11 protein-coding genes are annotated in these 13,410 nt (G+C 43.9%); 5 read left to right on the top strand and 6 right to left on the bottom strand.

Annotated elements, in window-relative coordinates; genetic code table 11:
• Window positions 1-18: 18 nt before the first annotated feature.
• From FFM75_RS08305 to FFM75_RS08315, 3 genes are all read left to right on the top strand, one after another.
• Window positions 19-480: a PTS sugar transporter subunit IIA gene (locus tag FFM75_RS08305; protein WP_137628710.1), complete on the top strand. Its 462-nt coding sequence runs from the start codon at window positions 19-21 to the stop codon at window positions 478-480.
• 19 nt (window positions 481-499) lie between these two features.
• A complete protein-coding gene (locus tag FFM75_RS08310; RefSeq protein ID WP_137628711.1) occupies window positions 500-1,924 on the top strand; it encodes a PTS fructose transporter subunit IIC in 1,425 nt (474 codons plus the stop codon).
• A 119-nt stretch (window positions 1,925-2,043) separates the two neighbouring features.
• Window positions 2,044-2,607 (top strand): hypothetical protein, encoded by a 564-nt coding sequence (locus FFM75_RS08315; RefSeq protein WP_137628712.1) that lies wholly within the window; start codon window positions 2,044-2,046, stop codon window positions 2,605-2,607.
• Window positions 2,608-2,692: 85 nt separating this feature from the next.
• Here the strand turns inward: FFM75_RS08315 and FFM75_RS08320 are convergent, their stop codons facing one another.
• The 4 genes from FFM75_RS08320 to FFM75_RS08335 all read right to left on the bottom strand — a co-directional run bounded on the left by FFM75_RS08320 (window position 2,693) and on the right by FFM75_RS08335 (window position 9,796).
• Complete coding sequence (locus FFM75_RS08320; RefSeq protein WP_171001463.1) at window positions 2,693-7,000, bottom strand: BspA family leucine-rich repeat surface protein; 4,308 nt, start codon at window positions 6,998-7,000, stop codon at window positions 2,693-2,695.
• A 519-nt stretch (window positions 7,001-7,519) separates the two neighbouring features.
• Window positions 7,520-8,173 (bottom strand): YczE/YyaS/YitT family protein, encoded by a 654-nt coding sequence (locus FFM75_RS08325; RefSeq protein WP_263390551.1) that lies wholly within the window; start codon window positions 8,171-8,173, stop codon window positions 7,520-7,522.
• Between the two features lie 2 nt (window positions 8,174-8,175).
• Complete coding sequence (locus tag FFM75_RS08330) at window positions 8,176-8,616, bottom strand: MarR family winged helix-turn-helix transcriptional regulator (protein WP_137628714.1); 441 nt, start codon at window positions 8,614-8,616, stop codon at window positions 8,176-8,178.
• 118 nt (window positions 8,617-8,734) lie between these two features.
• Complete coding sequence (locus FFM75_RS08335; protein WP_137628715.1) at window positions 8,735-9,796, bottom strand: amidohydrolase family protein; 1,062 nt, start codon at window positions 9,794-9,796, stop codon at window positions 8,735-8,737.
• 161 nt (window positions 9,797-9,957) lie between these two features.
• Here FFM75_RS08335 and FFM75_RS08340 point away from each other — a divergent pair, with 161 nt between their 5' ends.
• Window positions 9,958-10,566: a TetR/AcrR family transcriptional regulator gene (locus tag FFM75_RS08340; protein ID WP_137628716.1), complete on the top strand. Its 609-nt coding sequence runs from the start codon at window positions 9,958-9,960 to the stop codon at window positions 10,564-10,566.
• Between the two features lie 34 nt (window positions 10,567-10,600).
• On the opposite strand, the gene FFM75_RS08345 is transcribed toward FFM75_RS08340, so the two are convergent.
• Window positions 10,601-11,464: an aldo/keto reductase gene (locus FFM75_RS08345; RefSeq protein WP_171001464.1), complete on the bottom strand. Its 864-nt coding sequence runs from the start codon at window positions 11,462-11,464 to the stop codon at window positions 10,601-10,603.
• Window positions 11,465-11,479: 15 nt separating this feature from the next.
• Window positions 11,480-12,346, bottom strand: coding sequence for an aldo/keto reductase (locus FFM75_RS08350; protein WP_137628718.1), 867 nt, complete (start codon window positions 12,344-12,346; stop codon window positions 11,480-11,482).
• 113 nt (window positions 12,347-12,459) lie between these two features.
• Between FFM75_RS08350 and FFM75_RS08355 the strand changes: the two genes are divergently transcribed.
• Window positions 12,460-13,326: a LysR family transcriptional regulator gene (locus FFM75_RS08355; RefSeq protein WP_137628719.1), complete on the top strand. Its 867-nt coding sequence runs from the start codon at window positions 12,460-12,462 to the stop codon at window positions 13,324-13,326.
• Window positions 13,327-13,410 lie beyond the last annotated feature (84 nt).

A 13,410-nucleotide genomic window follows, 5' to 3' on the forward strand; every position in this document is an offset into this window, starting at 1 on the left:
TTAAAAAGGAGTTTTAAAATGAGTACTTTTGTTCAAACTAATGTTTTTACCGATATTGACTGTCAATCAACTAAAGCCGCAGCATTAACGGCATTTGCCGGCAAAATCAGTACAACCAATGCTTTAGATAAGTCGGCACTAGTTCAAGGATTTTTAGCCCGTGAAGCTGAAAGCACGACTGGTTTTGGCAATGGTGTTGCCATTCCCCACACCAAAATTACGGGGATTAGTGAACCGATAGTTAGTGTTATCAGCTTTCAACACCCCGTTGATTGGACGTCACTTGATGACCAACCAGTTGAAATTGCTATTGGCCTAGTGATGCCGCAAACCGGTGCTGATCAAGATCATCTAAAGGTCTTGTCAAAACTGGCTCGTAAATTAATGGATACTGATTTTATTGCCGCCTTACAAGCAGCTCGCCACGATGCTTCACAGCTCTATCAAGTGATTCAAAGTAATGTTGATTTAAGTCATTAAGACTAAGGAGGAATTCAAAATGAAAAGTTTTGTTGGGGTTACAAAATGTCCAGTCGGTGTCGCCCATACTTATATGGCGGCCGAAAAGTTACAAAAAATCGGTGAAGCCCAAGGGTATCAAGTTAAAGTTGAAACGCAAGGTGCTACTGGGGTCGAAGACGGCTTGACTGCAGCCGATATTCAGGCAGCCGACTTTGTTATTGTCGCGGCTGATGTTGAAATTGATGGTGAAAATCGGTTTAACGGTAAAAAAGTGCTCCACACCACGACCGCTGCAGCCATTAAAGATGCTGGTAAATTAGTCGCTGATGCACAGCAACTCCAAACCACGCAAACCGGTGCGACCACCACGACAACAACCACTAGTTCGAATGATCCACAACAAAGTCCGATTGTTAAGCAATTATTAAATGGGGTTTCTCATATGATTCCATTTGTAGTTGTTGGTGGCTTATTTATCGCCCTATCCATCGCAATTGGTGGCCATCCAACTGCTAACGGGATGGTCATTCCTAAAAATACGATTTGGAGCGCGATGAATCAAATTGGATCCATTGGCTTTCAATTAATGATTCCAATTTTAGCTGGTTATATCGCGTATGCGATTGCTGGTCGCGCAGCTTTAGCCCCAGCAATGATCAGTGCGATGGTCGCTAATACGCCTGCTATTTTAGGCACTAAATCCGGAACTGGTTTTATTGGTGCCATCTTAGTTGGTTTTGCCGCCGGTTACTTGGTTAAATGGATTAATACGTGGCCAATTCCTAAAGATTTACGCCCAATTATGCCGATTTTTGTCATTCCACTATTGGGTACTGGTGTGATTACTGCAGTTTTGATTCTCTTTTTAGGTGCGCCAATTGCTTGGTTAATGACTTCATTGCAAGATTTGTTGACCTTCTTATCAAAGAACCCTAGCACTAGCATCGTTTTAGGATTAGTACTAGGTGCCATGATTGGGGTTGATATGGGTGGTGCCGTTAACAAAGTCGCCTTCTTATTCGGGGTTGCTTCAATCACGGCTGGTCATGCCCAAATTATGGGTGCTGTTGCGGCTGCAATCGCCGTCCCACCATTGGCGACCGGGATTGCAACCTTCGTTCGTCGTGATTTGAATACCGAGGAAGAAAAGTCAGCTGGTGTCCCGGCGATCTTAATGGGATTAATTGGGATTACTGAAGGCGCGATTCCATTTGCCACCGCTAATCCAAAACACGTTATCCCTAGCGTAATTATCGGCTCAGCCGTTGCGGGCGCTTTCGGGATGCTCTTTAAAATTACTGATGCCGTCCCACACGGTGGTCCAATCGTTGGGGTTCTCGGTGCCACGAATCACCTCCTACTTTACTTATTGGCTATTTTAATTGGGGTGGCCGTCGCTGTTGCCCTACTAACAGTTTTCAAAATTCGCCACGCGAAAAAGCAAGCGATTACAGCTAAATAACCACTAAACCAAACGCCAGTTACCGCATCCAATGGTAACTGGCGTTTTGCTGGCTTAGATTGACATTTTAGCCAGTGAATGGCATGATAAGCTTCATTACTTTGGAAAGACTGGTGTTTATGAAAAAAAGACTTCTTTTAAGTGGTGGCTTAATTGTACTATTGGCCCTGCTAGCTGGTGGCTGGCTGTTTAGTCAGACTAAACCGGCCACAAAAGCCACGCCATCAAAAGTGACGACGGCAAAAGCAACCGTCAAGCAGGTTAAAAAACCAGCTTATCAGCCCCTCACAACTAAAGCCTTAAGTCATGATCGTGACTTAACATACAGTAGTATCATTTATTACAGCATCAAGCACACTAAGATTCAACGGTGGCAAGAAGTCGCCGATTTTAAATTAGGTTGGCAACTCGAGGTTTATCCAAATGGCACCGCCACGAAGTGCTTAGTTTGGCCGGATCAGAATATTAAAGATGACGCCAAACAATTGGCCCCTAACTGGTTCAAACTTAGTGGTCAGACAGTCAAATACCACAGTTTTATTGTCCACTCGTTTCGTAAAGATATGACGGTTACCGTCACGTTATCGCAAATCGTTAAACAACTTAACGCCGACCATGCGGCCACTAAAGTTCGGCAAATGCCTGGACATTTAACAGTTGTCCATCATAAAACGGCGTCATAAGCTGATCATTGTTTCGGTGGCGACCATGGCTAACTAAAAGAACCGCCCATCATTTTGTGATGAGCGGTTCTTTTGACTAGTAACATTAATGCTTGCGTTGTTTGCGATCAGTCAGACCCAAGCACCCTAGCACCCCACTGCAAGCTAATAACAAACTGCCAATAATCGTTGGTGTTGCTGGATTAGCTTCATCCGTTTGTGGCAACGTCGCTGCTGGCTTGTTAGCTTTTGCCGCTTGTAATTGCCCCTTATTACCCCTTATCGTTGCTTGTTGTGCAACTAACTGGTGTGGCGTTACTTTGGGATTGGTTTGCGCAACTGTTGCTGAATGCTTACTTGTTGGTTGAATGCCAGCGCCCTGCCAAGCAGCTGACGTCGTTGCTTTAGGTGTCGGCAATTTAACTGGTTTAGCAGCGGTTACGTTGATCTGATCATCAGCTGATGTTTGTTCAGTCGGTTTAGTTGGCTTTGTTGATTGATCTGAGGTAATGCCCTTATCAGTGTTAGTATCCGGCTGATTAGTTGCCGGTGTACTTGGATCAACCGTGTCTGGATTGTCCGGTGTTGTCGCCACCGCGTTGACCGTCACTGTAATCGTCTTCGTGACCGTATTTTGGTAAGCGTCGGTATATTGATAGGTCACTTGATATTGGCCGGGTGTCGTTAAGTCGACTTTATCGGCGCCAATTACCGTGACACCACTGAACGGCACGCTTTTACCAGTCGCGTCAGTCGCACTGACAAAACTATCAGTGGCCGTCCAGTTGCCATTTTGGTCAACTGTCGCATCGTTAGCGTTAATGGCCGCTTGACTGGCAACTACCGTGACCGTAATCGTCTTAGTCACCACGTTCTTGTACGCATCAATGTACTGATACGTCACTTGATACTGACCTGGTTGTTTAACATTAACTTGGTCACCACTGACCGTCACTGCCTTTAAGTCCCCGGTCGTCCCATCGGCACTCGTGACACCGACAAGACCGTCAGTTGACTGCCATGGCTGGCCTTGAATCAACGTGACATCATGTGCATCGATGGCCGCTTGACTCTTAGCAACCGTTACCGTGACGGTTTTTGACACGACATTACCATCGACATCTTGATAACTATAGGTCACCTTGTAAGTTGCGCCAAGCTGACTCGTATCAACTTGGTCAGCGCCGGTGACGGTCACCTGACTAAAGTCAACTGTTTTACCGGTTGCATCTGTTGCCCCAATAAAGTTATCGCTGGCTTGCCATGCTTGGCCTTGGATGACCGTTACGTCCTTAACATCAACGGATGCTTGGGTCGCCACAACGGTAATCGTGGCCACGCCAGTATAATAATCGCCATTGTGATAAATTACTTGATACGTCCCTGGCTTGCTCGTATCGGCCGTACCTTCGATCGTCATATCAGCGACCGTTAATGGCTGATCAACACTATCCGTCGCACTGACAAAATTGTCACTCGCTTGCCACGTGTTTGTTGGGGTTTGCATGACCGTTGTATCTTTAACCACTAAGCTACTCTGGTTAACTTGCCAAGTATACGTGTCGGCCACGGCGGTCGTACTACCAGCGTCATATAACGCCATTAATTCAGGTGTGGTGAACGTTTGGCCTTCGGTGTTGATCCACTTGCCAGTATAGTCCGCATTATCCGGCACAGCTTGCAAGTCCAAGTTAGCGGCACCATTTTGAAGTACGGCATTCGCGCCTAACGTTAAGGTCTGTAAGTTAGTATCGCCAGTAAAGACGATATACATTGGATCAACGCCCCGCATATCAAAGTTGGCTAAGTTCAAAGACTTTAGATTCGTATCGCCGTAAAACATCCATTTCATACTTGTAAGGTTGCTGGTGTCCCACTTACTCAAATCTTGACTGACCATCTTTTGATTACCTAAAAACATCCCAGCAGTATCCGTTAAACTGTGTGTATCCCAGTTGCTGACATCGAGACCTTCTAGTTGGTCATCCCAATAAAACATCATCCGGGCACTTTGTAGATTCCCGGTCTGCCATTTAGAAACATCTAAATGTTGCAAGCTCATCGTTTCAAAAAACATATTTTGGGCCGTTACGAGATTGCTAGTATCCCAGTTAGCGACATCCAAACTCGTTAAACTACTATCGTAGATAAACATTTGAATGGCATTTTGTAAGCTATGCGTATCCCAATTGCTGACATCTAGATTAGCTAATTTCTTATTATCCATGAACATGTTTTGCATCGTCGTGACGTTGCCCATCTGCCAATTGCTAACATCAAGCGTTGTTAAACTTTGACATTCACCAAACATTTGGCTCGCTGATTGTAGATTCTTCAAGCTCCAGTTAGTCGTTGCCAACCCGGTTAACGCGTAATCATTAGCAAACATGCTACCGGCATTCACTAAACTACTTAAGTCCCAGTTGGCGGTACTGTCAATGGTTTGTAGTTTCCAGCAATCGAGGAACATGTTGTAGGCTAATTTCAACTTTGGCAACGTCCAATTCGTTACTTTTAAAGTGACCAAGTTGTTGTCGCCATTGAACATGTTATCAGTATCTACTAAGTTACTAGTATCCCAACCGCTTAGGTCCAAACTAGTTAAGCCGGTGTTGCTGTCAAACATGCCCCCAGTTTTAACTACATTGTGTGTGTCCCAGTCAGCAACGTTTAGGCTAGTTAAGCCAGAATCGCCACTGAACATAAACATGAGGGTCGTCACATTGCCGGTTTGCCAAGCACTTAAATCTAAACTAGTTAACCCCGAGCAACTGGCTAACATGCTGTCCATTGTGGTGACTTTACTCGTATTCCAGTTAGCAATGTCCAAACTCGTCAAACTACTATTACCACCAAATAATGCACTCATGTCAGTCACATTGCCGGTATCCCAATTGCCGACAGCCAAAGCCGTTAAACTACTATCGGCAGAAAACAGGCTAGCCATCGTCGTCACTTTGCTGGTGTCCCAATTGCTAACATCAAGGGTCTTTAGGCTAGTATTTAAACGAAACATGTTACTCATGTTGGTGACATTACCGGTCTGCCAGCCACTCACATCTAAATTAACTAGATTACTGTCACTGTTGAACATATCTGCCATACTGGTCACACTACTGGTATCCCAACCCGTGTCATCAACCGTCGTTAAGGCAGAACAATTGTAAAACACTTGTTGAAAACTGGTCACTTTGCTAACATCCCAGCCAGCCATATTAACACTGACCAAATTTTTATCTAACCAGAACATGCCCGCCATGTTGGTCAAACTGCTTGTATCCCAAGCATGCAAGTCCAAAGTCGTTAAGCTGGTATCAGACATAAACATGTTACCCATTGTCGTAGTTTGACTGACATCTAATTGTTCAGGATTCGTAATCGTGACCAAGTTAGGTAGACTGCCAAAGAGGCCGGTTGCATTAACTGGTGCCACTACCGGACCATCAAATGTGATTGTCTTGATGCTACTTGTATAGCTTCGCCAGCTAGCAGTCGTCGTACCCATCGTGCCGGCACCAAGATGTAACGTGCCATCACTATCGATTCGCCAAGCACAAGTGCCATCCGTACCACTGGCAATATCACCAGCAACAGTGGCCGCCCGCATTAATAAGGCACGCTTACTGGTGACTTGCTGGTCATTAGTCGTCGTACTTGGGGTGACAACGTCATTGGTTGGTGTAGTAACATCGTCGGTTAAATCATCAGCTAACGTAGCGGTCGTTGGTGTTTGAACAGCTGTGGTTGTAGCCAAGTCGGTCGTGGTCGTTGTTTGATCGTTATTAGTTGATTGGGCTGTCGGTGTGGTGTTAGTTTCAGTCTCACCAGTGGTCGATGATGTTGTTGTGGCTGGTTGGCTACTTTGTTCAGCTGATTGACTCGGTGTCGTATCACTTGCTGATGAACTGCTTGTAACGGTTGACGCGGTTGCATCAGAATTAGTCGTAGCTGCCGTATTCGTTGACTTTGATGAACCGTTTTCATTTTCAGTCGTCTGATCAGCAGCACTGATTTCGGTGGTACTATCAGTGGCATTTGCTGTGGTATCGGCTTTTGAAGTCGCTGTCGCTTGACTTGTGCTGTCGCTATTAACTTGACGACTTGATGACTGACTTGCTGTGCTACTAGTAGGAGTTCCATCAGTGGCAGTACTAGTGGTGCTTTCATCACTAGCGGTTGTGGTCGTACTACTACTACTTAATGTCACGGTTTGCTGCGATGACACAGAACTATCCGCGACTGAACGACTGCTATCACTTTCACTAGTTGTCGTTTCAGCTTGCGCTAAAGTTGCTTCCCCTTGCCAAATACCCATCGCTAAAACACCAGCGAATAACCAAAAACGACCTTGCTTGTACATCTTATAATGTAGTTTTGAACTAGTATATGGATTACGACGATTATTACGACTCATCATATCGACCCCTTTTAATTCTAAAAAAATAGTATCCCCGTTTAAATCTTTTTATTATTGGTATTGTGGCTTAATATCTTTTTATCATTAATAGTATATCCCCTTAATTTATCGAGTTCAATCCTTAGAAATGCTTTAGATGCTGTATTAAAGGCATTTATAGCTATTAACACGCTAATATAAAACAGGCAAGAGCTGGTTTAATTTATGCTTAATTCTAATGATTAATTAATACCAGCATTAAAAATTATTATCTTTTTTAATGACAGGTTGCGTCATTATCAGACTTTCTATTTAGAATTTAGCTATTACGTATTAATAATACTTATGTCAATTTTGACTGTTTTTCTGCCTAACTTTAACCTGATTTAATTAACCCGGTATACTAAATTGACGTACAAAATAATTTATCTTTTTTTGTTTAAACCACTTACATATTGGGATAAATTAATCTTTTTAGTTAGTAAAAAAACGCAATTAACGAATATAAATCGCTAATTGCGTTCTCAATTTATTCGATTAAACCTCAGCTTGTAACCAATCGGTCAATTTAGGATTACTTTCGGTATAATAATTGACTAGTCGCCCGGTGATCAAGGCCGACAACACCGTTCCCTCACGAACCCCGACCAAGCCGTGCAAGCCAATTAGTGCAATTACCACGGCGACAACGACCATTGTCCCATCGCTCCAAACTTTTACTTTTGGAAACTGACGATGTAACGCAATCGCAGCTGCGGTCACGATACCTTCACCAGCCATCAAAATCGTATGCGAATTGACTTCAAAGTAAACACCCCAAGCCAAGATCACAATGCTCACAAAAGTGGCTAGTAATTGCGCACCATAGTTATGCAGTGGCAACCACTTTAGCCAACTTGTAAAAGCATCGATTAAGACCCCAAAGATCACTGATGGGACTAACTGTAACCACGCCCACCATGAAAAATCATGTCGTAAAAATGCCGCTTCCAACAAGATCAAAATGACCATAAACACAATCGTCACTTGGCCAATCGTCAACGGTGTAATTAAACTAACCACGTTTGGAATACTAGAGATCGGCGATGTGCCCAACCCCGCTAACTTGGATAAAGCCACCGCGATTGCCATCAGCGTTAGCCCTAAACATAGTGTCAAATACTGTTTCACTAGGGATTTAAACTTTCCCAAAATCACTCAGTTCCTTTCAATCGCGTTTGTAGTGTTGCATAAACAGCTGCCAACTGCGTATTTAATACTGCAGCATCGGCGTCCGGCGTCGCTGCAAATAATTTTTGCCACCAAGTCGCCATCACCTGCCGAATTTCAATTGCTTGTTGTTGACCTAAAGACGTTAAGGCAATAAGTTGGGCACGACCGTCATTAGGGTCGGGGGTGCGCGTCACTAATTGCTTGGTCCGCAAGTCGCGTAAATCACGGGCGACTAAACTAGGATCAAGGACCATTTCTTGCGCAATTGCGCGTTGAGAAACTTGTGGATGATCACTAATAAATAACAGTAAGTCCCCTTCAGTAGCCCGAATATCTAAGCGGGCCACTTGCTGGTTAAATTCATTTTTAGACTGGCGATAAATACTAGCAATATATTTATTAAACAAGTATGGTTGCGACATTAGTGGACTCCTTCTTAAAATTAGTGGATAAGTCCATTAAAGTCCAAAAATTTAAGTTTGTCAATTTTGACCAATAATAAAAGACCAGCAAATCAAGGCATCGCTGGTCTTTTGTCATTTAATGATGGGCTAATAATCGACGGGCATTGTCAACTAGAATAGCTTGTTTTAAGGCTGGTGTTAAAATTTCAGCACCATTTAACATTTTGATTTCCATATCTAAGACCGCTGGCAGTTGTCGTAATTTACGATGCTGGTCAAAGAAATGATCAAAATGTTGGGCAACTTGTATCAATTGTCGACGGTGATTAGCTGACTTAGCGTGACCATTCTTCAAAACGCCTAACAGTTCACTGGATACTTTTAAGTCAGTATATGGAATATCGCTCCCATATAACAGATGTTGCGGATTGGCTAAGGTCATTAGCATCGGTAACTGCCGCGGGAAAACTGCGCCCGCAGTATCAAAATAAACATGTTGTAAAGCAGCGTACATATCCGCTTGATAGCTGGATTTAACAAAAACAGCATCGCGATCGGCTAGAATACTTAAGAAAGCACCAGCATGTGGGACAATTAACTTGATATCAGGAAAACGATCAAAGAAATGATACTTCAATAAATTCATAAACGTCATGGTTGTATCCATAAAGAATCCCATTAATGGTGTTGGTAAGTCAATATTGACATTCATTGGTAATGCTGCCGGTTGATTGGGATGTAAGGCAACGATTGCCTCGACGTGATTCAACCGTTGATACAACTCATCAAAAATCGGTGAGCCAAAATACAGGCCGCGGGTATTGGTCGGCACGGTAAAGCCGCGAGCAGCATGTTGCAACGCCCAGTCAACTTCAGCAACACTTTCATTAACATAGGGTAATGGCAGTGATGCCAAGTAACCTAGTTGCTTTGAATAAGTGTGCGCTAACGCACTTCCCGTTTGATTCGCATCCCTGGCAATTGCCGAGGTCTCAGCCTTGTCACCAAAATTAAAATGTGGTGATGAAAGTGACAATAGCGAATAACCAATATTATTTTTTGACATGAATTTTAATGTCGTTTCTGGTGTCCAGGTTGGCGTTGGCCAGCCATCAGGATTACCTGGAATATGGTGTTTCAAAGCATTGATATAGGCCGGCGGTAAATAGTGTGTGTGGACATCGATAATCGGGTCCATGAGCGTCATCTCCAATGATTAATTAACACGCTTAGTTTACCGAGTTATGCGTGAACTAACTAGCCACAAAATCCCCAAATTTGTTCAATTTTTTGTCATAAACTTGATTTTTATGCTCGTGCGTCCAACAATTAAACTAATTTAAACAAAGGTGGGTACTAATGTCATTCAGTACGATAAAAATCAAGCAAGCTTTCATCGCTTGTTTAAACCGGGAATCATTTGAACGATTGACCGTCAGTGAACTCGTTAAACTAGCAGAAATTAATCGCGGCACGTTTTATCAGCACTACACTGATAAGTATGATTTACTGGCACAATATGAAGACCAAATCAGTCATCGATTACAGTCTGTTTTCAGTCGCTATTTTCAGGCAACCATGACAAATCAAACGAATCAAGCGACGGTGGCAATCTATCCGGTCGTGACTCAGACTGTACAATTATTGCAATCAGAAGCGGCGTTATTGCGGGCCTTATTAGGACCAAATGGTGATCCTCGATTTGAATACCGCCTCAAACGGCAAGTCAAACAAGCCGTGCAACAACGTTTGACAACACTAAAAGGACAACCAACACTCTCAACCGCTTTACCAGCTGACTTTGCCTGGGAACTAGTAATTGCAGAACTATTCGATATCGTCAAGTTCTGGTTGTTCCAATCACATCCAGTCGCGCCCGCTGATTTAGCAACCATTATCATGAAAACCCGCTATTTAAGTCCATATCAGTTATTGGGACTGAGTGAGGACCAAAAAACGAGTGACTAATCTTGGCCATTAGTCACTCGTTTTTAAACTTCATTTAGTCGTTAGCATGTACATCAAAGGCGTTCAACAAAAGATCCTTAACTCCGGGTGCATCGGGATCATGACGACCTTGATTTTTGTCTAAAGCCCGGATCTGTGCCATTTCAGCAGGCGTTAGTTCAAAGTCAAAACTGTTCAAATTGCTCTTGATCCGTTCAAGATGAACAGATTTTGGAAAGACGATGATGCCCTCTTGATTTTCAAAGCGTAAAATCACTTGGCCAGCGTTTTTACCGTACTTGGCTGCCAAACTCGTAATCACCGGATCATTCAATAAGGATTGGTTACCTTGACCCAATGGGGCCCACGCTTCTAACTTAACCTCATGTTCAGCTAAAATAGCGCGTAAAGCGTGTTGTTGAAAGTAAGGGTTGAATTCCACTTGGTCAACAGCTGGCAGCGTCTTAAATTCAGGTACAAATTGGGCCCAAATCTTAGGCGTCATGTTCGACACTCCGATTGACCTGATTTTACCGGCCTGTTTGGCGGCTTCCATCGCCCGCCAAGCACCGGGCACATCGCCGTAAGGTTGATGGATCAAGTATAAGTCAATATAATCTAGCCCTAGCTTTTGCAATGACAAGTCAATCGCCTTGGTTGCGGCTTCAAAGCCAAAGTCTTGTAGCCACAGTTTGCTCGTGACCCAAATATCAGCCCGGGGAATGCCACTATCTTTAATAGCTTGTCCGACTTCAGCCTCATTAAAATAGGCTACCGCAGTATCAATATGCCGATAGCCAACTGCTAAGGCTTGTTTGACTGCTTGATACGTTGAACCATCACTAGGAATTTGAAAGGTCCCAAACCCGATTGCTGGGATTTCATTGCCATCATTTAACTTAATTGTTGGTGTTTGCATTATTGATAACCTCGCTTAATGTAATTGTTTTAAACTTGAGCCAAAAATTTGTTCAATCGTCACTGGATCACGGTGATCAAAGAACTGGCTGACACCTTGATCTAAGGTCGCCAGCGTCTGCATTTCGGTTGGGGTGAGTTCAAAGTCGAACACGGCTAAATTTTCAGCCATGCGTGCTGGATGGACCGACTTTGGAATAACGGTAATGCCACGTTGTAGTAACCAGCGTAAAATGACTTGGCCGTTACGTTTACCATGTGCGGTCGCAATCTTAGCGATTACCGGATTAGTAAAGATTCCCTGCTTGCCTTCAGCGAATGGCGCCCACGCTTCAACGCGCACATCAGCATGTTGATTGAAGGCGACTTCCGTGGGTTGTTGATACCAAGGATTAATTTCAATCTGGTTAACAACGGGCTTAACTGCCATCGTCAAGATCAAATTCTCTAATTGATCCGCATAGAAGTTTGACACCCCAATCGCGCGAATCTTACCAGCATGATAGGCTTCTTCCAGTGCCCGCCAAGCTCCCATCGTATCGCCATAAGGTTGATGCAATAAATACAGATCCATATAGTCTAAGCCCAATCGTTGTAGCGAATCATCAATACCTTGTTTCGCCCGTTTATAAGTAAATTCAGAAACCCATAATTTAGACGTGATGAACAAGTCTTCACGCGCAATACCGCTTTTTTGAATCGCCCGTCCGACTGCTGCTTCGTTCTGATAAGCAGTCGCCGTATCGATTAGGCGATACCCGGCTTGCAGGGCCTGACTAACGGCTGTTTCACATTCAGCTAAATCGGGGACTTGAAAGACGCCAAAGCCTAGTTGGGGCATCGTCACCCCGTTATTTAAGGTTACCGTTGGGATAGTTGTCATGTTTATTGGTCCTTTCATCATTTGAATGACTCTAGCATACGACCAACCGCTTCAATTGAAAATTACCAGTTAGTCATGCTAGTATACAAGTAGCGTATACTAGGAGGTTGTTTATGGTCGATCCATACTTATTAACTGAATTAGTCACCTTTGCTGAAACCGGTACTTTAGCCGCAACAGCCCAAAAATTGCATGTGACGCAACCAACGGTAACTCGTGGCATGCAAAAGCTTGAGACCCTTTGGGACGTGCCATTGTTTGACCGGCAGCCTAACCGTTTACGGCTAACTGCTACCGGTCAATTTGCTGCTCAGGAAGCGGCCAAAGTGCTCGCCGCAAATCAGGCGTTAGTCACGACCGTGCGTAATTTTGCGGCCACCCAACAAACCTTGAAAGTTGGCACAACCATCCCCGGACCTTTAATCGTCTTGGCACAACTGGCTCAGCCGATGATGACGGTACAATCACAATTATTACCAACACAATCAATTGAAACCACGCTAATACAGCGCGACCAAACAGTAATTTTGTCTAATCAATCGTTGACGAGTCCTTTGGTAACGTCAACACGCATCGGCACTGAACGACTTGCCGTTAATTTGAACAAGTTTATGTATCAAGCCAACCAGACGACCGTGACTTTTGCAGAACTTGCAAATATGAGTTTTATTGTCTTAAGCGATATTGGTCCCTGGCGCACCATCATTCAACAAGCGATTCCGCAAGCCAACTTTTTCTATCAAAAAGAACGCGCGGCACTGGCAGAAATCACCAAATATGCCGACTTCCCGTATTTTAGTACTAATTTGTCGCCATTAGATCCCGCCGCAAAATCAATTACCGCCGATGATAGCCGTGTCCAAATCCCTATTAGCGATCCTAGCGCACAGATGACGGTTTATGCGACGTACTTAACAACCAATCAAACCCAAGTCCAACCATTGATTCAGCAATTACAATCGGCTTGGCCAACAACCTAAAAAAATCGAGGCTGTGACATAAGTCTCTAGAAACAAAACAGGTCTGGAAAAATCTTCGGATTTTTCCAGACCTGTTTTTGATAT

The sequence above is a fragment of the Lactiplantibacillus daowaiensis genome (assembly GCF_005405085.1).
Classification (GTDB): Bacteria; Bacillota; Bacilli; order Lactobacillales; family Lactobacillaceae; genus Lactiplantibacillus; species Lactiplantibacillus daowaiensis.